The organism is Collinsella ihumii (genome assembly GCF_030385545.1).
Classification (GTDB): Bacteria; Actinomycetota; Coriobacteriia; order Coriobacteriales; family Coriobacteriaceae; genus Collinsella; species Collinsella ihumii.
Genome location: NZ_JAUEIQ010000007.1, coordinates 154,695 through 175,987, shown reverse-complemented (window position 1 = coordinate 175,987; position 21,293 = coordinate 154,695). Strand labels below are relative to the sequence as shown.

13 protein-coding genes are annotated in these 21,293 nt (G+C 64.4%); 5 read left to right on the top strand and 8 right to left on the bottom strand.

Annotated features, from left to right (window positions below):
• Positions 1–49 precede the first annotated feature (49 nt).
• Together QVN30_RS08230 and QVN30_RS08225 are read right to left on the bottom strand one after the other, a co-directional pair.
• Entirely contained in the window at positions 50–1,327 is a 1,278-nt protein-coding gene (locus QVN30_RS08230; protein WP_289827334.1) for an NAD(P)/FAD-dependent oxidoreductase, read from the bottom strand.
• Entirely contained in the window at positions 1,328–2,170 is an 843-nt protein-coding gene (locus QVN30_RS08225; protein ID WP_087200726.1) for an Mrp/NBP35 family ATP-binding protein, read from the bottom strand.
• Between the two features lie 609 nt (positions 2,171–2,779).
• Between QVN30_RS08225 and QVN30_RS08220 the strand changes: the two genes are divergently transcribed.
• Complete coding sequence (locus QVN30_RS08220; protein ID WP_143753800.1) at positions 2,780–3,442, top strand: hypothetical protein; 663 nt, start codon at positions 2,780–2,782, stop codon at positions 3,440–3,442.
• A gap of 152 nt (positions 3,443–3,594) precedes the next feature.
• Complete coding sequence (locus tag QVN30_RS08215) at positions 3,595–3,747, top strand: hypothetical protein (protein WP_289836030.1); 153 nt, start codon at positions 3,595–3,597, stop codon at positions 3,745–3,747.
• Positions 3,748–3,824: 77 nt separating this feature from the next.
• On the opposite strand, the gene QVN30_RS08210 is transcribed toward QVN30_RS08215, so the two are convergent.
• Positions 3,825–6,401, bottom strand: coding sequence for an FAD-dependent oxidoreductase (locus QVN30_RS08210; protein WP_289836029.1), 2,577 nt, complete (start codon positions 6,399–6,401; stop codon positions 3,825–3,827).
• A gap of 509 nt (positions 6,402–6,910) precedes the next feature.
• Positions 6,911–7,261 (bottom strand): phenylpyruvate tautomerase MIF-related protein, encoded by a 351-nt coding sequence (locus QVN30_RS08205; protein ID WP_204541025.1) that lies wholly within the window; start codon positions 7,259–7,261, stop codon positions 6,911–6,913.
• Between the two features lie 66 nt (positions 7,262–7,327).
• Between QVN30_RS08205 and QVN30_RS08200 the strand changes: the two genes are divergently transcribed.
• On the top strand, positions 7,328–7,849 hold the full coding sequence (locus tag QVN30_RS08200; protein ID WP_204571506.1) for an NUDIX hydrolase: 522 nt from the start codon (positions 7,328–7,330) through the stop codon (positions 7,847–7,849).
• A gap of 122 nt (positions 7,850–7,971) precedes the next feature.
• Here the strand turns inward: QVN30_RS08200 and QVN30_RS08195 are convergent, their stop codons facing one another.
• Together QVN30_RS08195 and QVN30_RS08190 are read right to left on the bottom strand one after the other, a co-directional pair.
• The gene (locus QVN30_RS08195) at positions 7,972–14,037 is read right to left on the bottom strand and encodes a DUF7601 domain-containing protein (RefSeq protein WP_289836028.1); all 6,066 of its coding nucleotides are present in this window, start codon (positions 14,035–14,037) and stop codon (positions 7,972–7,974) included.
• Between the two features lie 121 nt (positions 14,038–14,158).
• Positions 14,159–14,698, bottom strand: coding sequence for a GNAT family N-acetyltransferase (locus tag QVN30_RS08190; RefSeq protein ID WP_087200716.1), 540 nt, complete (start codon positions 14,696–14,698; stop codon positions 14,159–14,161).
• Between the two features lie 310 nt (positions 14,699–15,008).
• Between QVN30_RS08190 and QVN30_RS08185 the strand changes: the two genes are divergently transcribed.
• Both QVN30_RS08185 and QVN30_RS08180 read left to right on the top strand, forming a co-directional pair.
• A complete protein-coding gene (locus QVN30_RS08185; RefSeq protein ID WP_158095707.1) occupies positions 15,009–16,304 on the top strand; it encodes a sirohydrochlorin cobaltochelatase in 1,296 nt (431 codons plus the stop codon).
• 23 nt (positions 16,305–16,327) lie between these two features.
• The gene (locus tag QVN30_RS08180; RefSeq protein WP_204541040.1) at positions 16,328–18,628 is read left to right on the top strand and encodes a helix-turn-helix transcriptional regulator; all 2,301 of its coding nucleotides are present in this window, start codon (positions 16,328–16,330) and stop codon (positions 18,626–18,628) included.
• Between the two features lie 222 nt (positions 18,629–18,850).
• On the opposite strand, the gene QVN30_RS08175 is transcribed toward QVN30_RS08180, so the two are convergent.
• Both QVN30_RS08175 and QVN30_RS08170 read right to left on the bottom strand, forming a co-directional pair.
• Positions 18,851–19,225 (bottom strand): hypothetical protein, encoded by a 375-nt coding sequence (locus tag QVN30_RS08175; RefSeq protein WP_143753798.1) that lies wholly within the window; start codon positions 19,223–19,225, stop codon positions 18,851–18,853.
• Between the two features lie 13 nt (positions 19,226–19,238).
• A complete protein-coding gene (locus QVN30_RS08170; protein WP_087200713.1) occupies positions 19,239–21,140 on the bottom strand; it encodes an ATP-binding cassette domain-containing protein in 1,902 nt (633 codons plus the stop codon).
• Positions 21,141–21,293: the final 153 nt, after the last annotated feature.

Here is a 21,293-nt window from a genome sequence, read left to right as displayed (position 1 = left end):
TTGGATGGGGCTGGCGCCATCGCAGGGGCGTGTCCAGGGGCTCGCCCTCCTACGGACGCACCGCGCCGGCACGCAGGCCCGAGAGCCAGGCCCAGGCGAGGTTGAAGCCCCCGCAGTCCGCATCCATGTCGAGCGCCTCGCCGCTGACCGAAAGCGCCGGCGCGCACGAGGGCTTGACGGAAAGGTCGGGCAGATCGACCGCATCGAACGGTATGCCCCCGCGCCGCACCTGGGCGCTCGCGTGCTCCGTCGTCCCCGCTGCCGTGAAGGCGAGATGCTTGCAGGCATGAGCATAGGCGCGGACGCCTCGACCGCCTGCGTGCTCGGAGACCGCGTCGACATGGGCCGCCAAAGCGGGGGCGAGCATGCCGCAGAACCAAGCGGGGCCCGCTGTCTCGGGCATGCCGGCGACGGCGCAGCGCCTGTCGAACAGTTCGATGAGCTCCCCTTCCGAGAAGGAAGGGAATAGGTCGAGCTCGATGATGTCACCCGCCTTCACGCGGCGCGACAGGTCGAAGGCGACGATGCCGGAGATGCCGTACGGACGGAACAGCACCTCACCCTCTTCGGACCAGCAGCGCGCGTTGCCGTGCATGAGCGACAGACGGCAGTCGACGCGGAGCCCGTCGAGGCGGCTGAGCGCGGTGGTGTCGGGCCGCGGCGTGCAGGCGACCGGGCACAGCACCGGCATCTCCTCGATATGGGGCAGGCCGAACAAGCCGGCTACGCCCTCAGACGCACCGCCGCAGGCGATGATGACGCGGTGGGCGGATACGCGCTCTCTCGTGCGCGGCGCGCGCTTGAGTTCTTTTCGCAGCCCGCGCAGATGGGCGCGAAAGTCCGCGGGGGGCTTTTTGGGCGTCGGGAGCGGGCCTGCGGGGACCGAGAGCTCGAGCTGCCATCCGTCGGCGTCATCATGCACGGCGCGTTCGACCTCGGCACAGCACCGGATATCGACCCCGAGCTTGGCCACGGTGGCGACCAGGGCGTCGCGCACGGTGTCGGCTCGCTTGCTGTATGGATACAGGCGACCGTCGATCTCGCAGGTCAGAAGGCCGATCGAATCGAAGAGCTGCGCGAGCTCCTCCTCGGGATGATCGCCCATGACGGTGCGCGCGATGTCGGGGTGCCGGTAGCGTGCAGGGTCGAGGTCGGCGTTGGATAGGTTGCACCGCCCGTTGCCGGTGGCGAGGATGGGCAGGCCGACCTCGACATCGCGTTCGATGAGGACGACCGACTGTCCTGTCCTGCCTGCAGACAGGGCGGCGGCGAGCCCTGAGGCGCCGCCGCCGATGATCGCTACATCATATATGGGAGAGCCGGCCACCTATGCCTGCTTATCCTCGTCGCCCTCGTGCGCCTCGACGGCACGGGCGGCCGCGAGCGTGAGGGGCAGGGTACCTGCGGGAAGGTCGGCTTCGATGGTGCCCGCATCGCATGCGGCGGCGAGCGCGGGGTCGATGGGCAGGCGGTCGAGCACCTTCAGGTTGTAGGTCTCGGCGACCTGGTCGAGCTTGCTCTCACCGAAGATCTCGATGGCGCGCCCGCAGTCGGGGCACTGCACGTAGCTCATGTTCTCGACGATGCCCAGAATCGGCACGTTCATCTTGTCGGCCATGTTGACCGCCTTGGCCACGATCATGGACACGAGGTCCTGCGGGCTGGTGACCACGACGATGCCGTCGACGGGCAGCGACTGGAAGACCGTGAGCGCCACGTCGCCCGTACCCGGAGGCATATCGACCAGCAGGTAGTCGAGCGGGCCCCACGAGGTGTCGCTCCAGAACTGCTTGATGGCGCCGGCGATGATCGGGCCGCGCCAGAGCACGGGGTCGGTCTCGTTTTGCAGCAGCAGGTTGGACGACATCACCTTGATGCCCGTGGCGGAGATCTCGGGGAGCAGAAGCTTGCCCAGGCCGTGGGCGCGGCGGTCGCCCATGCCGAACATGCGGGGGATGGACGGACCGGTGATGTCGGCGTCCAGGATGCCGACTTTGGCGCCCCCGCGCGCGAGCTCGACGGCGAGCGAGCCGGTGACGAGCGACTTGCCCACGCCGCCCTTGCCGGACAGCACGGCGATGACGCGCTTGACCTCGGAGAGGTTGTTTTCCTCGAACTGCATCGGCGCGGTCTGCCCGCCCGCCGCAGCGGCATGTTCACATGTTGCCATGGGGGTCCTTTCGTTCGCGATGACGTTGTTATGACCCCATTGTACCCGTGCTCATGGCAGCTGTGCATCGAGTTGGGCGCTTTATGCTGACGGTGACATAGCACTCGTCGCAGGCTCCTCAAATGGCGCTTGTGCGGAGTATTGTGAATGTATGACGGCCATGTTTCTGGGACGAGGCCAGATGGGGTCGCAGATTCTTGAGCGTTTGCATGTTTCGTTCGGAACAAGTCATTCGGCTCGACGTGAGGCGTATGGGATTCTGGATGTGAAAATCGCGGAGGGCTTTGTCGCTCTTCTTGCACGTGAGCTGGATAGGTAACCCTGTAGACACTCTTGTCGCGATATTACATATCGGTTGTCTATACGAAATGCCGTGTCATTTCAGTATTGTTGGCGCAAGCTGCAGTAGCCTATGCACCCTTCCGATTCCTCATAAGCACATGCGATAGGTGATTGTGGGTGCACATGTAGATTCACCATGAAGGAGGTGTGTCCCATGTAGAAGAAACAGACAGCATGTTGGGTTCTTGAGTCAAGGGTGCGGCTCAAACTGAATCAATAGGGCACCTCTTCAATTGGATTGGTTCGAAACGCAGGCGAGAAAGGAAGATGATGAAGGGTAAGCGTTTGATGACGGCTATCGTGACGGCAGCGTTATTCTTCCAGGGAGTTTCTCCAGTTGCCGCTGCGTTTGGTATGTCGAATGATGAAAGTATACTCAGCTCTGCGGGTATCTCGATTGGAGAGAACCAGAACGGTTCAATAACGATCAACGATAATGGTTCTAAGAAAATCATCAGCTTGTCCGAAGCCGGCGGAGTTCGCACTGTTACCATTGAGGATGAGGCCACGGGAAAATCCAATCATTTGTTTTTTGATGTGGAGACTGGAAAGGTGACGTCTGATTTCACGGGTGCGACTCTGTATTTGTCATCGGAGCCAGAAAGCTATGGCGATGAAGATGTTGTTCAGCGTGTAAATCAACCTGTCAGAACATATACGAGGTATCAAATATCCTTTGCTGAGATCCGGGCAATATTCGGGCCCTACGCAACTGCGGCAAATGTTGCGAGCCTCTTTGTCGGCCGCATTGGCATCCCCGCACTAGACGTTGCGCTGGGTGCCGCAGTTGCGGCGGTTTGGATTCTGGGCTCTGTCCCAGACGATCCTAACGGCGGGATCTACGTTGTCACAATCCTGAAGAGATGGTATGACGATGATGGCGTGCTTTACCAGACCCAAGCGGGAATTGACTCCGCAGGGATTTATTGATGGGATCGAAAGGTTCACGGTTGATGGAGCGGAAGGGTTCAGAGCGCCGACGGTTGTTTCGCGCGAATAGTGCGTTTGCGGGCGCAGGCGTAACTCGGATTATCGCGAGTCTGTGCGACGCGGGCGGGATGCCTCTTGCTGCCGATGCCTTCATGGTAGCGAGCGTATTGTTCATGCTCTACATCGTGTACGTCATCTGGTCTGGTCCTCGTGGCGAGGCGGTGTACGGCAATCGTGTCGGCGACGTCGCCCTGTCCGTTTTGCTGCTGGCAGCAGGCGCGCTGACTGTTTTCGATCTGGTGTAGGCGCTTGTGAGGGCGGTATATGAGGGGTGCCGCGGGATATGCTTCCCGTGGCGCCCCTTGCGAGCGTGAACCGTATGCTAGCAGGTCGCGCCGCCCACCACGTTCTTGTTGAGGATGGCTTCCTTGTCGATGGGTGCGGTCAGGAGCTTGTCCTGCACGTACTCAAAGCCCAGGCGCGCCACGGTGTCGGCGAAGCGCTCGCCCGAGATGCCCTCGTCGCGGAAGAACAGGATGGCGCGCTCCACGACATCCATGACCTCGTCCTCGCTGGTGAAGATCCGCTCGAGCGCACGGCCGTGGGCGGTCTTCTTTCCCCAACGTCCTCCGATATAGACCTTGTAGCCGGTGAGCTCCTCGGTCACCGCGCCGAACGGGCAGGAGCCGACGCAGCGACCGCAGTGGTTGCAGAGGCTCTCATCGATGGTGATCTTGCCGTCCGGGCCGACCTGTGCGTCGCCCATGGGGCAGGCCTTCACGACCTGGCAGACCTTGCAGGCGCGGCACTTCCCGAGGTCGATCTGCGGGATGCGCTGGCCCACGATTCCCAGGTCGTTGAGGTCGGGCTTGACGCACATGTTGGGACAGCCGCCGACGGCGATCTTGAACTTGTGCGGCAGCTCGATGCCATGGTATCCGACGTAGAAGCGCTCGTGCAGCTTCTCGGACAGATCGAACGTGTCGATCAGGCCGTATTGGCAGGTTGTGCCCTTGCAGGAGACGACGGGGCGGACCTTGGAGCCGGTGCCGCCGGAATCCAGGCCGTGGTCCTGCAAAAACTCGATGCAGGCGGCGATGTTGTCATACGGCACGCCCTGGATCTCCAGGGTGAGGCGCGTGGTCATGGTGACCTCGCCGGTGCCGTAGGTCTCGGCGGCCTCGGCGACCGTCTTCTGCTCGGCGCTCGTCAACTTGCCGTTGCGGGTGATGACACGGATGTTGAACACGTCGTCGAAGCGCTTGTCCTGCAGGCAGCCCAAGCCCTTCAGGCGCTTGATCTCGGCGGCGGGCAGTTTTTTGCCCGCGGGGCGCGGGACCTTGACCTCGTTGAACGTGATGCCGCCTTCGAGCACGCGCGTGTTCGTGTAGCCGGCTGCCTTGAGGCGGTTCTGCATGAAGTAGCCGCGCTTGCCCTTGGCGCACACGAGCAGCAGCTTCTCGTCTTTGGCGTGGCCGGGCAGCTCGCCTGCGACCTTTGTGAGGTCGATCCATTCGGCGCCGGGGATGGTGGGCGCGGGCAGCGCGTCGATGACTGCGTAACCGGCCGCCTCGCCTGCGGCGTACTGGGCGGGCGTGAAGGATTCCAGCTGGCCGGCGAGCTTGTTCTCGAGGATGTAGCCGGCCGTCACGAGCGGATGGATGGCCGTGGAGAACGGCGGCGCATAGGCGAAGTCCATGAGGTCGAGGTCCTCGACCTTGAACTTCTGGTAGAGCGCCTCGACCATGATATCGACGACCTTGTCGACGTTGCCCGCTCCGAGCACCTGAACGCCGAGCAGGCGATGGGTCTTTTTGCAGGCGATAAGCTTGATGAAGAAGCTCGAGGAGCCGGGGTAGTAGTGGGCCTTGTCATCCACGACGGCGACGATGCTCTCGGGATCGAAGCCCTCCTCGCGGGCCGCCGCCTCCGTGAGGCCGGTGCGCCCGGCGTTCAGCGTGGGCAGCAGTCGGACGACGCCGGTGCCGAGCACGCCCGGATAGCTCGTGGGCGTTCCGGTGAGCGTGCGGGCGAGCGCGCGGCCGGCGATGTTTGCCGTGGACCCCATGGGGCTCCAGGCGGGCTTGCCGGTGAGGGCGTTGCGCACCATGGCGCAGTCGCCGGCGGCGTAGACATCCGCCAGGTTGGTCGCGCAGAACTCGTCGGTGACGATGGTCCCCTTGACCATCTCGATGCCCGATCCCTCAAGCCACGCGGTCGCCGGGCGGATGCCGATGGCGACCACGACGATGTCGGCGGGGAGTGTGCCGGTCGCGGTCTGGACGCCCTCGGCGCGCGTCTCGCCGGCGATGCCGGTCAGCGCGGTGCCCGTGAGCACGCGCATGCCGGCCGCCTTGAGCTGACGGGTGGCGAAGCCGGCCATCTCGGGGTCGAGCACGTTCGGCAGGATCTGGGGCATCGCATCGATGACGGTGACCTGGAGACCCTGGGCCATGAGGTTCTCCGCGATTTCAAGGCCGATGAAGCCGGCTCCGCAGACGACGGCGCGACGGCAGGCGTTATCCTTGATGTAATCGCGGATGCCGGTCGCGTCGTCCGGGGTGCGCAGGCCGAACACGCCGGGCAGGTCGATGCCTGCGACCTGCGGCATGAACGGGTTGGCGCCCGTGGCGATGACTAGCTTGTCGTATGCCTCGGCGCGCTCTTCACCGTTCTCGGAACGGACGGTCACGGTTTTTGCCGCGGCATCGAGTGAAATCGCCTCCTGGCCGGTTTGGACCGTCACGCCGGTGAGGCCGGCGTATGCCTCGGGCGTGTTGACGATGAGCTCCTCACGGGTCTCGATGTCCCCTCCCACGTAATAGGGCAGCCCACAACCCGCATAGCTGATATCGCGACCTTTGGTGATGACGAGTACGTCCGCGGAGCGGTCGCAGCGCTTGATCTTCGCTGCGGTCTTGGTGCCGGCGGCGACGCCGCCAACGATCAGGTATCTCATGCATACCCCCTTGCAGTGCGGAACGCGCAGGCGAGCCGCGTCCCAACGTTGATGTATCCATGATAGGGCGCTGGCGCACGATGGAAGCCCAGAAGCGCGCGGGTGGTACGTTTTGGGACGGGGCCGTTTGCGGCGGCCGGCACTGTTGCAACGTTCGTTGCGTTCGTGATCATCTTGATTTTGGTGATCAAATAACTCTCGGTGGGTGATGCCTAAAAAGGAACAACCGCCTTATGCGGAGGCGGTTGTTCCGCGTGGGTGCTACCCACCAACAACTTAACCCGCAGGAGGGCTTTAATCCTTCTGCTCGTACTGAGTATGCCCCATCAGCATCCCTGTTTGCCGGGGTATTTCCAGGGTTCGGAGCGCCGGACCGGACGGTCGCCAAGGCCAGAGGGCGAGGCGCTCCAAACTGGGGTGTTGCACCAGGGAAACGCCGATCAATCCATTTCGCGCCGGATTGGCCCCGTGGCGGGCACCCGCTGCGAAAATAAACGATCAGCGCCTTCCTAGAAATTCATGCCGTTCCATCCGAAGTTCGCGCTCGCGCTGTAGTTGATGTAGATGCGCGTCGGATCGATGCCGAGGGTGCGCGATACGACGGGCGTGATCTGCTCGGTCAGCTGCTCCCATGCGGTCGTCGGAACCTCGCCGCGGGCGAAGACGCTCACCTCGATATAGGCGGCGGGCTCAGAGTCGTCTCCGGCAAAGAAAGTGGGAACGTTTTCCTCGAACTGGCACATGAGCCACTGTTCGGACTTTCCGGGAACCGCAGCGATTGCCTGGCCGAACGCCTGCTTGAGTTCAACCTGCTTGTCGCGGGGGATAGGGGTCGAGGCATTGACGCGGATGACGGGCATAGCTTCTCCTTTCGAGGTGGATGCATACAATGGGGTTGTACCCATTGTCGATCGCGAGGAGCCGTCATGCCCACACCCGATTTCATCGTCCAGCTGCGCAAGAAGATCGGCCATGACCTGCTGTGGCTCATCGGCATCACGGCGTATGTCGAGGACGGTCGCGGGCGCATCCTGATGGGCCGCCGTGCCGACACGGGCGAGTGGGCGCTCGTCTACGGCATCAACGAGCCCGGCGAGGAGCCGGCGACGACGGCGGTTCGCGAGGTCCTCGAGGAGACGGGCGTGGCAGTCGTGGCGGAGGAACTCGCAAGCGTCAAGGCTTCGAGCCGAGTGATCACGTACGCCAACGGCGACAACACGATGTATCTCGACCTGCTATTCGTGTGCCGACCGGTCGACGAGAAGCATGCCGAGCCGCGCGTGGGCGATGAGGAGAGCCTGGAGGTCGGTTGGTTTGCGCCCGATGCGCTGCCGGCCCCGCTCGCCGCCTCGACCGTCGAGCGCCTCGCTTTGGTCCGGGAGTTCTTCGGACGCCGCGACGCCGGCGATGCCCACGCGCTGTTCTTCGGCGGAGGGGGCGGCGCCTGAAATGGGTGCGGCCGATCCATCCGACTCGTTCATTCATGAATGAGAAGGTGGGTTAAATAAAAGAATCCTGCGGAAACGTCAAAAAGCCCCCTGTTCGTTCATGAATGAACAGGGGGCTGAGCCTAGCGACCCGAGTGACGGCGGTGTCGGATCAGAACGAGGGACCCGCAGGCGATAAGAACGATGCCGCCCGTGATGAGCAAGATGAAATGCAAGGGAGACACAGGGTCCGAGGTCTTTGCGAGCTCATCTGGGCCGTTGGCCTCAGGCGGGGTGTCGGACCCGGTCGGCGTCTCGGGGTCCGCAGGTGTTGTCGGGGCAGGCGGCGTGTCGGGGGAGCTGGGGGAGTCGGGCGATTCCGGTGTCACGGGCTCTTCTGGGGATTCCGGCGTGCTTGGTCCGTCGGGCGTGTCCGGCGTGCTTGGTCCGTCGGGCGTGTCCGGCGTGCTCGGAGAACCGGGCGATTCGGGCGTATCGGGAGACTCCGGGCTGTCCGGCTCGTCAGGGGAGTCCGGCGTGTCGGGCGCATCCGGTGACACCGGCGTGTCGGGGTCGATCGGCGTGTCAGGGGTCTCCGGCTCGTGAGTGGTGCTGTTCTCGAACACGATGCCCGAGCAGGGCAGCCACGGGCCGTCCCCCGCGCCGCCGTCGCGAACGGCGTATGCCGCATGGACGTCGAGCGTGCCGTCGTCTGCCGACTCGCCGGTGAGCTCTGCTCGGTAGACGCGCGTGTCGTAGACGATGCCTTGCTCCGGGTTCTCAGGGATATTCTCGCGAACGATGAACGTCCGGTGCACCGAGCTGCCGACGGGGGCGCTCAGCTCGAAAGGTCCAAACACGATGCCCCCTTCCTCGTCGTTGTACGAGGTGAGCGCAGGTCCGATCTCCTCTCCGTTCGCATCGACTTCCTGCAGGGTGAAGGCGAAGGCGCCTGCGGCGGGGGCCTTGCCGTCGAGGGTCTTGGTCCCTTCGATGGGGGCCGACTCGCTTGCCGTGCGATAGCGGTTCTCGAATGCCGCCGCCATCGGCTCGCCCTCATGCGATGTGGTCACGCGAGCCGACAGCGCGCCCTTGCTGTTGGCGGTGACGTCGACGCGCACGTCGAACGCCCGCTCGTCGTATGCTACGCCGGGCTCGGGATCTGCTGGGACGGCCTGCCGCACCGAATAGGAGTAGGTTCCCGGTTCCCTATAGGTGAGCTGCGGAAACGCGAGGGCGGAGGCGACACCGTCCGGTGAGGCGGCGCTGGACGCGGATGCCGGCTCGCCGTCGACGGTCACGGGGTCTCCCTGTTCGTCAAAGAGCCGGTAGGTAAACTCCCCGTCTTGTTGCGCGCGCCCGAACAGGGTGGAGGAGGCGGGAACGGAGGCCGCGCAGGCCTCGTACTCCTTGACGTTGGTGAAGGAGAGCGTCGCGGTGCCGTTTGGGTCGAGGGCCGCCGTCTGCTCCAAGGCGGGCGAGGTGGTGTATCCGAAGTCGGCCTCGTCGCGCTGCGCGACGGCGACCGAGCCCCCGGCGGGCAGGGCCGAGATCTGCATGGTCCCGCTGCCCGCAATCTCGAACGCGGCGTACCCGTTATCGAACACGAGGGCGGGGCTTCCATCGGGCATGGTCCCCCTCGAGCCGTCGGCGGGTTCGGCGGCGCCCTCCGCACGCCATGCGTAGGCGCCGGTCGCGGGCGCGCCGGTGGCCGTCAGGGCGTGGACGGTGTAGAGGAAGCGCTTGCCCGCCTGCGCATCGTCGAGCGCCGCCTGTCCCTCGATGCTGTTCGAGACGGCAAGGGCTCCGTACAGGTCGCGGACGTTGACGGCGAAAACCGGCGTGACCCCGCCGCTCGCGAGCGTCCCCTCATAGGGGTTTTGCTGGGCGCCGCTCTCGATATCCGGTCGGCTCCCCAGGTAGATGCGGTATCCCGCGTCCTCGAGGACGCGGGCGTCGAGTTCCTCGACGGAAAACGCCATGTTCGGGGCAAGGCCCTCGATCACGACGCCCGTTCCATGCGCGACGTTCTCGACGACGGCCCGCCCGTCATCGGTGCCCGAGACGCGCTCGAATCGCAAGGGCTCCTCGACAGCGTCCCGGGAGGAGACGTAGCGCGTGGACTGCAAGACGACCTCGGTGTCCTGTGCCGGTTTGGCGGCGAACAGGTTTTTCAGCGTGACGGCGAACGAGAACGATCTGCCCGTCTCGAGCGCGTTGCCGGCGCCGACCTCCGCGATGCCGAGCGCGCCGGTGGCATTGATGTTGGCGAAGGTCGCCCGAGCGGGCTCGTCGCCGATGGCCCCCGTCGCGCCGGACTGCAGGGCGAGATAGCCTTCCTCTGCGTAGTCCTGCTCCGCGACGCGATACGCCGTCCCCTGCGGGATGTCGTCGGCGACGAGGGTCTGGCCGTCCGCGAGCTCAAAGAAGAAGGTGCCTCCCTGCAGCTCTGCGGTACGGCTTTCGCCCTCGCCAGCGCCCTCGATGCGGTAGGAGACCGTGCCCTGGAGCGGTGCGCCCGCGGCATCGGTCAACATCGCGGTGAAGGCGAAGGCGCGCCCCGCCTCGCCGCCCACGGTGTGCTTGGCGACTTCAAGCGAGCCGTACGCCCAGCGCTCGTTGGTGAAGGCCAGCACGTCGTGCTGCCCGTCGTGCTCGATGAGGCCCGATGCCGAGTCGTCGCTGGCATCTTCTTCGTCCGTCGCGGAGCTCGTCTTATCGATATGGACCGTGTGGCCGGCCGGGTCGGTCTCCTCGACGGCGTAGGCGATGCCGAGCGGAATGCCGGACAGCGTGAGGCGCTGCCGGTCCGCCAGCGCGAACGGCGATCCGTCCTCCTGCGTCACGCTGCCGTCGTCCGCGACCGCGGCGATACCCGATGCCCGGGTCCATCCGTCGAGCTCATAGAGGACCGATGAGGGAAGGGGGAGGCCGTCTTCGCGCGCCAGTCTCACCAGGAAGGGGAACGCGCGGGTCGTGTCGCCGTCGTTGCCGGTGACCGATTTGGAGATCTCGATGCGCCCCGAGGTGGGGACGTTCGTGAAGCTGACGACCGTCTGGTCCTGGACGACGGTCCCCTCCGCGACGGTTCCGGTCGCCTGCGTGGGGCTCTGCGCGCCCACGGTCGTGGCGTGCGAGCACTTCCAGGTCGAACCGTCCTTTGCGGGCAGCTCCTCGATGCGATACCCGGTGCCCGCGGGGAGGTCCGCGACCGTGGCGCTGGCCCCGTCCGTCAGCGTCAGATCGAACGAGCCGTTGTCGAGCGGCGTGATCTGCGGATCGTGCGTGACGGGGTCGGTGCAGACCACGGGGCCCGCAAGCGCCGCGCCAGCTTCGGTCGTGAACGTGATGCGGAATCTGCACGCGCCCTGGCCGTCATCGTCCGATGAACCCACGGAGCGCACGTGCACCTCGACCGTGAGATTGCCGGAACCCTGGGCGGAAGGTAGGGCAAGGGCGCCGTTATTACCCATCTGCGCCGCTAGCCGCGTCTGGCCGCCTTCGTGGGCCTGCACGGTGAGCTTTGTCACGTACGGGGCGGACCCGGTGAGATTGGGCGCCTTGTCGCTCGGCCCGATGGTCTCGGCGGCACGGAACCGGGGCGTTCCGGCGGCGACGCAGACCTGGCCGTCGTCGTCCGTGAAATAGGGGGCGGTGCCGTCTTCGGCAGCCGCGATCGCGACGTAGGGGATGACGCGCTGCTCGACGGTGGCCTCAGCCTCCCCGTCAGGGTCGATATGGGATGCGCTGTAGACCGTGCGCATGAAGTAATACGTCGCTCCCGCCTCGGGCTGGGAGGTGAGGGGGATGAGGTCGTCTGGCTGCGGCAGGTCGCCGCCGTCTGCAGATGCGCTCGGTGCCAGGGCGAACAGGGGCGTGGGCTCGGTGAGGGCGTAGTACGCATTGGTGGGCGCGACGTATGCTGCGGCGGTGCAGCCGGCCGCTGCATGCTCAGGGCTGTCTTCCAGGGAGAACGAGCCCGCGTAGACCAGCCTCGAGCCGCCGCCGGAGTGCTGCGGCCGCTCGCCCAGAGTCTCGGAGAGCTCGTCGTCGGATACGGTTTCGCCCGCGTCGATGCGGTCGAGCAGGCCGTTCAGGTGCTCGGTGGGTGCCACCTCGTAGACAAGGCGGATCGGGTAGGTTTCCTGCGGGTCCTCGAGCGCCATGGTCGCCTTGCCGTCGGCATGCACGGTCACGCTCGCGCGCCGTGCCGGCAGTGCGTCGGTGGGAAGGGAGGCGAGCACCGTCTGGCGGCCGGTCTCCAGGTCGGTCTCCACCATGACGATGACGTCGTAGAGCGCGATGTCGCCGCCGGTGTACTGGTTCGGGAGGTTGCCGATGAAAAACCACGTCTCGCATACGGCGGTCGCGCCGGCGTCGCGCGCGGCCTCGATGCGGCTTTTGACGTCGGCAGGAGCCGCATCCGCCCAATCTCCCTGCTGTACGGCATTGACCTCGGCGGTCGTGGCGAACGTGTAGGGCACGCTGCCGTGCGCGACCATATGGTGCTCGGCGTCGACGTACCACGACGCGCGGTTCGAGAAGTCCCCGGTACCGCGATAGGCGAACTGGCCGTCGGAGAACGCGTCGAAGAAGAGGTTGTAGGCGTCGTACCCCAGGTCGTAGCGCTCGTTGACCGTATCGACAAGGTAGGCGTACTCGTGCGTGGCCTCGATGTCCCACGGGTCGCTCATGCTGATCGTGACCGCCTGTGCGGCAAGCGCGCCGTCGAGCAGGTGCGTTCCGTACACGATGCCCTTCATGGACGAGATGTTCATGCCGGCGCCGATGCGGTCCTCTACGGTCAGGCGGCTTTCTCCCCATCGCGCACCGGCGGTGTCCGCAGGGGAGGGCGAGGTGTACTCGATGTCCAGCATGCGGTTGATGGCGGAGTTGAACGCCCAGGAGATGGCGGACGCGCTGTGGGCGGAGAAGAACTCGTCGACGCTGCTCAGGGCGTAGCCGTCCGCGCTGTCGAGCAGATCGGGGAGGCACGGCAGGTCCACGGTTTTTGCGACGAGGCCCGAGGCGCTCGAGCCGAAGAGGTCGAGCGATACGGTTGCATCCCCGCGCGCTGCGGCGTCCGCGTAGGCGCGGGCGGCTTGGGCCATGTTGCGCGCGAGGTCGACGCTCGTGGCGGCTCCCGATCCGGGGAGGGAGGCGGTTCGCTGCGCCTCGGCCGTCTGCAGCAGGTATTCGACGGTCGCGGTGGCGTCGAGCCCCGTCGTGTACAGCGCGAGGTCTCGCCCCGTCGGCTTCCAAGCGTCCTCGATGCGCCGCCGCTGCGCGCGCACGGTGAGCAGCGTGGCCATCATCGCGTCGGTGCCGTAACCGTTCTCGCGCGTGTTGGGCAGCGGGCCCAGAAAGCCGGTCGTGTCGCCGGTGTAGGAGGGAGGATCAGCCAGGTCGACATGGGCCATCGGCGGCGTCTGCACGCCCATGAGGACGAGCTCGGGCTTCCGTTCGGCTGCCTGCGCGTCGCCTGCCGCCTGAACGAGCAAGTCGCCTGCGACGCGGACCGCCCGCTGGAGGTAGGATCCGCTGCGCAGCTGCATCGATGTCGTGCGGGACCCATGGTCCGCGCGGGCGTTGACCAGAAGCGCGGGCGTCGTCGCCGCACCGCGCGGTGCGAACGACACGTAGCGGCCGTCGCTGTCGGGCGTGTAGGTGTCGAGCGGCATGAGCGTGGCGACATCGGCGGAATATCCCACGACGGCGATGCGCGTGGGCACCGCCGCGCCCTCGTTCTCCGCCATGAGGCGGGCGATCGCCACGTTGAGCGCGTCGGCGAGGTAGGCCCCCTGCGGGCGTCCGCCGTAGGTCATGTCGGCGAGCATGCCGTTGGTGCTCACGACGAACACCACGTCGTGGGCCAGATCGTTCTCGTGTCGGACCGACACCGCCGAGGAGAGCGCCGAGAGGCTGACCAGAAACCCGCGCGCCTCGTCGTCGAGCCGGGCGGGGACGCCGGATGCGTTCGCCTCGTCGGTCGATCCGTATACGGTCTTGTCGACCCAGATCCTTCCGGCCTGCTCGGAGGAGAACGACAGGCCGTCGTCGCCCGCCTCGAACAGCGCGCTCCATGCGTCCGATGTGTTGGGGTCGACGATCTTGGCTATCGCTGACGATTGCCCTGCCTGCGCTGCGGTCGGTATGAGCAGCGCCAGGGCGGCGGTGATGAGAAGCGCGATACGGGCGAGACGGTGCATGGATCCTCGATTCAAGGGGAAGGGCAGTTGCTCGCCCTTTACCCGTCTGTCCCCTTACGATTTCCTTAGCGTCCCTTAACTTATGCGATCGGTCCCTGGCCGTCGCAGGCGGTCCCATGCGCTACGAGATACGCTTCTCCATGATGTAGTCGTCCATGATATAGCCCTCGCCGATATCGGTCTCGACGGCGTCGATGGTCGCGAATCCCTTGCCCTCGTACGCGCGGATGCCGAGCTCGTTGCCCTTGTTGACCGTGAGGTACATGGCGCGCAGCCCGCGCGTCCGGCACAGGTCCTCGTAAAACGCGATGACCGCGCTCGCGAAGTGCTTGCCGCGCTCGGGGGCAAGCAGGTAGATCTTGCTTATGAAGAACCGGTTGGTTTCCGCCTCGACATGCCCTCCCGTGTAGCCGACGATACGGTTGTCGTCTGCCGCGCGAACGAGCCAGTATTCGTAGGCGTGCTCGGCCATGTCGCGCGTGATAGCGGGCAGGCTCTGGAACTGCTCGATCATGTACTCGGTTTGGGCCTCGCCCAGATATGTCGGCCAGTATTCCCGCCAGATGGTGCCGGCGAGCTCGGCGAGCGCGCGCGTCTGCTCCGGCGTTTCCACGCGCTCGAACCGGGCGCGACCGTCCGGCGATGCCGTCGTGTTCTCCATGGCGCTCCTCTCGTGTTGATGATTCAAGTGTACGCCTCTCGGGAACCGCAGGCCAATTCGCCCCTCCCGCAGCTTTGCTCGGATCGACGGTACGCGTATGGCACGTCGGCCCATCCACGGTACGCTATAGGCACGCTTTCGAGCGAAAAACGTGCCTATAGCGTACCGTCGATGGAGCGGCGTGCCATATGCGTACCGTGGATGGGCCGCCTGCGTCGTCCCGCGGGGCTCGTGCTCCTTTTGGTCAATGCATCTCCGGTGCACAATGGGGTATCGTGGTCACAAGACGGGACAAGGAATGGGGTGCGTCATGGATCGCTGGGGTCTTGTGATCGCGGTGTACGGCACGTCGCGTACCGGCGCGCGCGGGCGCAGCGTCGATGCGATGGTGCGCGCGCTCGAGGGCGCGTTTCGGGCCGAGAAGGGCGCCGAGGCCCCGTGTGTCATGGCATATACCAGCGCGAAGGCCCGCGCACGCCTCGAAGCGCGCGGCGAGCGGGTGCCCGATGTGGCCGAAGCGCTCGAACAGCTATGGGCGTGCGGCGTGCGCCGTGCGGTCGTTGCCGACGCGCATCTGGTCGACGGGCGCGCATACCGGAGCGTGCGGGAGGCGGTGGACGAGAAGGCGCCGCTGTTCGACGAGGTGCGCCTCTCACGCCCGTTGATGGAGACGGCGGCAGATGTCGAGGCGGTGGCCCGCGTTTTCGAGGAGCGCCTGCCTCGCAGAGATGGCGCGTCATATGTCCTGGTGGGGCATGGGGCGGAAGGGGCGGGTCAGCTCGCCTACCTTGCCCTCGGATATGCGCTGCGCGTGCGCGGGCGCGACGATATCGTCATCGGCTTGCTTCGGGGCGAGCCGTCCATGGAGGACATCGCCGCCCAGCTGGGTGCCGAGGACCCGCTGCCTCACGAGGTGCGCCTTGTGCCGCTTATGCTCACGGCGGCGGGACACGTCGAGCGCGATATCGAGGGCACCTGGCGAGCTCGCTTCGAGCAGGCGGGATATGCAGTGTCAGTGGCCCACGAGGGCATCGGCGCGTGGCCCGAGCTCTGCCGGCTGGCGGTCGCGCATATGCGGGAAGCGCCCGCGAGGGCGCGGCGAGTGAGTGCAGCCTCTCAGGCGGAGGCCGCCGCGCGCGGCCGCTTCCCCCTGTTCGTTTCCCTCGTCGATGCCGATTGCCTCGTCGTCGGCGCGGGCGAGGTGGGAAGACGCCGCGCGGAGGCGCTCGCACGCTTCGGCGCCCGGGTGACCGTCATCGACCCGCGCGCCGGGGAGAGCGTGAGCCCATGTGCGGGGATCCAGGTGCGCCGACGCCCGTACGAGGCGGACGACGAGGACGGCCGCGCGCTGGTGGTCGCGGCGACCGATGACCGGTCGGTCAATCGCTCAATCGGCGAGCGCTGCCGCCGTCTCGGAATACCGGTTTCCGTGGCGGATGCACCCGATGAATGCACGTTCTTCTTTCCCGCGCTGTGCGAAAACGACGAGCTGGTGGTCGGCGTCACGTCTCGGGGCGCGATGCCGGGCGATCATGCCGTCGTCGCGCGGACTGCGGCCCAGATCCGCGGAATCCTACCGCGACGAGCCGATGAATCCGCGAGTTGACCGCAAGGGAGAGGGTGGTGACGATGTTGACCGTTCTTGTTTCGATTGCCTCGCTGTGCTGGGTGAAGGGTGCGGCCCTGCTTGCCTGTGCGCCGTTTGGCTCCGGCTGCCTGCTGCTCGGCATGCTCGTCTTGTCGGGTGTCGATGTGCTCGCCGCGCTGGTCGCGGCGGCCCTTGCCCTGTCGCGCCGGGTGCGTCCCACATGGGGTAGTGCGGTGGCGGCGCTGCTCATGGCGGTCGCTCTGATTGCGCTGTGGAACGTGGACGCGCACGGCTCGGGCGCTGTCGTTGCCTGCGGCGCGGTGCTGGCGCTGACCATCGTGGCGCCGCTTCAGTTCTGCATCCTGCTGCTCGGCCGCGGCGGGCGCGCCCCCGGTCGTCGACGCGCCCCGCTCGCGGCGGCGGTTTTGTGCGGTAGCGCGGCTTCGGTGGCCCTGTTGACGATGGGCGCGGCAGATGCTCACAGGTTGCTCCCCGACCTGCTTGATGCGCTATGGCGTGAGATGGGCTTCGGGACACTCGTGATCGACCAGATGCCCGTTTCGGTCTCGCTGGCTGACGTCGTCCGTCTTTCGACCGGCACCGATACCACCGCTCCCGCGGCGGCGCCTGTCGGTCTTGCGCTGCTGGTGGCGATCCCGCTTGCGGTGTGCCTGCTTCGCGTGGGGCCTTGGCGCGCACGGCGGCTGGCCTGCCTCGGGCTCTTCACGGGATGCCAGGCGTCGATATGCATCTCGTCTGCCGCTTACGGAGTGACGCGCGGACGGCTCGATGCTCTCGGTGTCGGTTTGATGGCCGTCAACCTTATCGTGTTCGCCTGTTGCGCCATACGTCAGATGGTCGCGCGACAAGCTGGCGGAGCGACGAGGACAGGGGACACGGCTGCTTCGGACGCGTCGCGGGCGGGCGATACCTGCGAGGACGATCCGCACATCGCCGCGCAGGTGGAGTCTTGGAGGGAACGAGGCCTCAGCGAGCGCGAATGCGAGACGTTGAGGCACCGGATGGCAGGTGACACATCTGCTGAGACGGCGCGAGCTCTGGGGATCTCCGCTTCGACGGTGAGGACCTACCAAGAGCGGGCGCTGGCGAAACTTGGAATGGGCTCGATCGATGAGATAAGGAATCAGGCTTCGGATGGTCGAGGAGCCTTCGGTGGCCGTGCTTCCCGCGAAAGGACGAATGGGAGCGCGGACAGGGGGCGTTGCGCGACAGCACGGCGTTCGACCGTTCTGCTTTTGGTGATCCCAGCAGCAGTGATTGCGCTGTGGCCGCTTCTCGTATTCTTATCATCCGGCACGCAGGTTGATGTCGTGCCGTTTGATCTGATCGCCATGTTCTCGTTGGTCATCCTTGTTATGGTACTCGCCGTGCTGCACGCGTTCATTCTTCTGTCTGAAGGGGAGGGCGCTGGTCCGAGCGAGAAAAATGCAACCTGGCTGCGAATTGTAATCGCTGGATACGTTGCCCTGGTTTTCGTGGCATTCCTTTGTGCATCGGGAAACGCATGGGGTATTGTGATGGATACGGTGACATGCGCGCTGTCGGTTGCCTGTGCAGCAACGCTTGCCTCTATGATTTGGCAAGAAGACCGAATGGCCATGCGGAGGTTGTTTGTCGCGATGCGTCGCATGGGGGCTGTGGGGCGTGTGGCCTATCTGTTGGTGGGGGCGTGCGGCTTCAGGTCACTGTGGCGGCTCATTGTCACATGGGACACGAGCCGGACTGATCCGTTTGCGCTCGGCACCATGTTGTCTATGCTTTCGTGCATATTGTTCGTTGGCGTTCTGGTTGTGATGGCGAGGCATACGGCGCGCGGGGAGTCGTTAGAAGAGGCGCTGTGCGTGCTCATCGGAGGGCTTGCAGGTCTCATGACATCGGTTGCGCTTGTGGGTACGCAGAGCTGGGGAAGCGGCATCGCGCTGCTCCTACAGGCGGCTCCCCAGGCATCGGCGCATGGGGTCGCGGCGGGTGTGATCGACGCGCTGGCTGCGGGAGCGATGGCGGCGTCGGCCGCAGTCATCATGCGTGTGCGTGGTCGCGCCGCGCGTCTTGATGAGCTACCGATGCGTGACGCGCAGCTCAAGGGCCGCATGAAAGGTGTGCTCATGGGGTGTGGATTTACCCCGTTGTACGCGGATGTCGCTGTGGGCATTGCGAGCGGCTTGTCTCGAAGAGAAATCTGCCAGGAGCTCAACTGTGCGCCTGGCACGGTAAATGATGCGCGCCATCAGGCGTTTCGATACTTCGATGTCCATACCTCCCGCGATCTTAAGGTGGCGCTTGTGGATGCGGCTTTCCGCCTGCGTGAGCAGAGCATATGATGAGTCATTTCCATGCGGCTATAGATGACCATGACTGTCTCATCCTATGAGGGCCAATGAAGCCAGGCGAATAGTGCCAGCGTGGTCATGCTGGCGTAGGGCAGAAAGCTGCTCATTGGGCGATTCATGCAGGGGTGCAAGAAGGAGGTGCGCCCATGATAGGCACACCTCCTCTTCGGTTAATGCCAGGCCCTGAGATGACGTAGCGTATTGAGAGCGCACTTACCAGGTGTCATAGATGCAACGATACTTGGTCTCGAATCCAACCACAAATGGGTTGTTTGGACTTATTCCAAGAGATGTGTAAATTATCTGGGTCCCAGTGAGTGCATAAGAGTTTTGAAAATAAATTAGCTTATATGTCTCATTATACCTATCGATGTTTTCTGAAGGGTCGTTTGCTGTCGAAAATGACATATAGGTGTCGACGACCTGGGCATTCATGGCTCGGGGGGAAATAGTCTCTTCTTGGGCTGCGGGCGCGTTGAGCTCTGCTGCGCACGCGGCGGCAATGGGGGATATGGTGGCGGAGCATACGGCAGTCAAAGCGATAATGGTCGCTAGGGTGCTGCGAAGCCTGCTTGCATTCTTCTTCATGTTTGATCTCCCATCATGTTGCATGTTGATAGATGCGTCGATAAATATCGTTCAGGTTTATGTCGCTCCCGCTGGTCTCACCTCCTATCTCGATGACGTGCTGCTCCGCGATGAAAAGCGTCCGGTCGCAGAGGGTCTCCAGATCCCACAGCATGTGGGATGAGATAACCACGATTGCACCGCGTGTGGCGTGCTCACGTAGGGCGGTGGACACGAGCTCGACGTGAAGCGGGTCCAGCGCATTCATGGGCTCGTCGAGCAGCAGGATCGACGCATTGCTTGTGCAGGCCATACAGAGTAAGAGCAACTGCCGATTCCCCTGGGACAGCTTGTGTACGGGCGTATTCAGGTATTCGGCCAGGTCGAAACGCTCTGCTTCTTCACGCGCGTTTTTGCTAGTTTCCCAAAGGGCGATGGTGAGCTCGAGATGGAACCGGACGGTTTGGGCTGGGAATAGTAGCTCGCTATCGCTGAGGAGAAAGACCGTCGTGCGCATGGTGGATCGGTCACAAAGCGGAAAGCCGCCGAGCTGGAGGCTGCCGCGGACGGTTGCATGCCCTGTGCCGTTGAGGGCTTGGAGCAGAGTTGTCTTACCGGCGCCGTTAGGAGCGATGAGCCCTATGATCTCGCCAGGTTGTATCTGCACATGTGCTTTATTGAGAATCGGATTGCGACGATATGCGACTGTATCGAACACGATGTCAAAAACCCTGGTAGGCGACGTGATGTTCGTGCCGGATATGGCACGATCGCCGATTCCTGAGCACCAGCCCCATCGTCGTTGCGAAGGCATCATCGACACGGTGTTGGCGAAACCGAGCGCCGCAGCTCCCCACATGAGTGGCACTATGATTGCATGGGCACCGCCAGCTCCCGTCACGAGAGCGATGTCCGAGGTGTTGAGATACGAGGCGCCGCCAAGTACGCTCGCTGAGTTCAGGTAGGTGGGAAGCAGAGACGTGAGCAGAGGGGCCCAAGGGACATCGTGCGCGTAATACAATTCAAACAACGGCGCGGCGATCAATAGCGTCATGATGATTGCAGCGGCGACAGATCCGCCTTTGCACATGAGGACGGCTGCGGCTATGGAGCACAGCGCGATGTAGATTGCAGTTTGTAGAGCGAGAAATGCAGCTATCTGCACGCCGACTGTGGTGGACACGAGTGTGTTGTCGCGTATGAGAACGACGGGATAGCTGGGATCGCCCATTCCGTTTCGCATCGATGCGATAACAAACGGTATGATCAGGCATATGAGGAGGCATGCGAGGGATACGAGCGCACCGGCAAGACCAGTTGCGCAGGCAGAGCCTCGTATTCCCATGCGACCTTGAGAGACGAGGCGTCTGTCCAAGCGCCGTCCCGCGATTGCCATCACGGCGACTGGGACGAGGTACCAGAAGATGTAAGGCGTAGACCCGATGGAGAACGCCAACAGGTAGATGGCGGGCATGTCTGCTGCAGTGTCGTAAACTTCAGGTGCGCCAAGCAGCGCGATGCGCTCAAGCAGCAGAGCATTGGCGGCGAAGGACAACTCGTTTTCCGCACCCTGGACGTAACCGTGCTCGTGCTCCTCCTCCACGGTGCGCGCGCGACGGGCGAGAGCGGAAAAGTACCCCGCTGCGTCCTCGATGGGGAGCGCTAAAGCTTCCTGTAGGTAGGAGACCTCCTGTTGCTTCAGTTCCACCAGTTTGGCTGGAGCGGTGCGGTAAGCACCGGAAGAGAGCTGTTCGCTCAGAAACGTTTGTTGTGTTTCAACGGCGTCGCGTCCGGCGATATAGGCTCCCCCCGTAGGAAGTGCGAGCGCCACGGGGAGCAGCAATGCCATGATGGTGAGCACTATGGGAACCAGCAGCAGCTTGTTGCGTGCCGTCACGCGTATTTGGGCCTGTACAACTCGCAGCCATGCCATCATCGTCGCCCCTCTCCGCAGATTCGAAATGTAAATGGGCCTCGATATTCGATGTAGACGCTATGGCAAGCGAGCAAATATGTCTGTAGACACCAGCTATGTGCTTGGTTGAGAGGGCGCGTCTACAAGGGGGCACACCGTTCTTGAGCGCATTGC

Coding starts and splice junctions, on each gene's coding strand:
- QVN30_RS08225 (WP_087200726.1), bottom strand. CDS start 2,170: ATGGCAACATGTGAACATGCCGCTGCGGCGGGCGGGCAGACCGCGCCG.
- QVN30_RS08220 (WP_143753800.1), top strand. CDS start 2,780: ATGATGAAGGGTAAGCGTTTGATGACGGCTATCGTGACGGCAGCGTTA.
- QVN30_RS08215 (WP_289836030.1), top strand. CDS start 3,595: ATGGTAGCGAGCGTATTGTTCATGCTCTACATCGTGTACGTCATCTGG.
- QVN30_RS08210 (WP_289836029.1), bottom strand. CDS start 6,401: ATGAGATACCTGATCGTTGGCGGCGTCGCCGCCGGCACCAAGACCGCA.
- QVN30_RS08205 (WP_204541025.1), bottom strand. CDS start 7,261: ATGCCCGTCATCCGCGTCAATGCCTCGACCCCTATCCCCCGCGACAAG.
- QVN30_RS08200 (WP_204571506.1), top strand. CDS start 7,328: ATGCCCACACCCGATTTCATCGTCCAGCTGCGCAAGAAGATCGGCCAT.
- QVN30_RS08195 (WP_289836028.1), bottom strand. CDS start 14,037: ATGCACCGTCTCGCCCGTATCGCGCTTCTCATCACCGCCGCCCTGGCG.
- QVN30_RS08190 (WP_087200716.1), bottom strand. CDS start 14,698: ATGGAGAACACGACGGCATCGCCGGACGGTCGCGCCCGGTTCGAGCGC.
- QVN30_RS08185 (WP_158095707.1), top strand. CDS start 15,009: ATGGATCGCTGGGGTCTTGTGATCGCGGTGTACGGCACGTCGCGTACC.
- QVN30_RS08180 (WP_204541040.1), top strand. CDS start 16,328: ATGTTGACCGTTCTTGTTTCGATTGCCTCGCTGTGCTGGGTGAAGGGT.
- QVN30_RS08175 (WP_143753798.1), bottom strand. CDS start 19,225: ATGAAGAAGAATGCAAGCAGGCTTCGCAGCACCCTAGCGACCATTATC.
- QVN30_RS08170 (WP_087200713.1), bottom strand. CDS start 21,140: ATGATGGCATGGCTGCGAGTTGTACAGGCCCAAATACGCGTGACGGCA.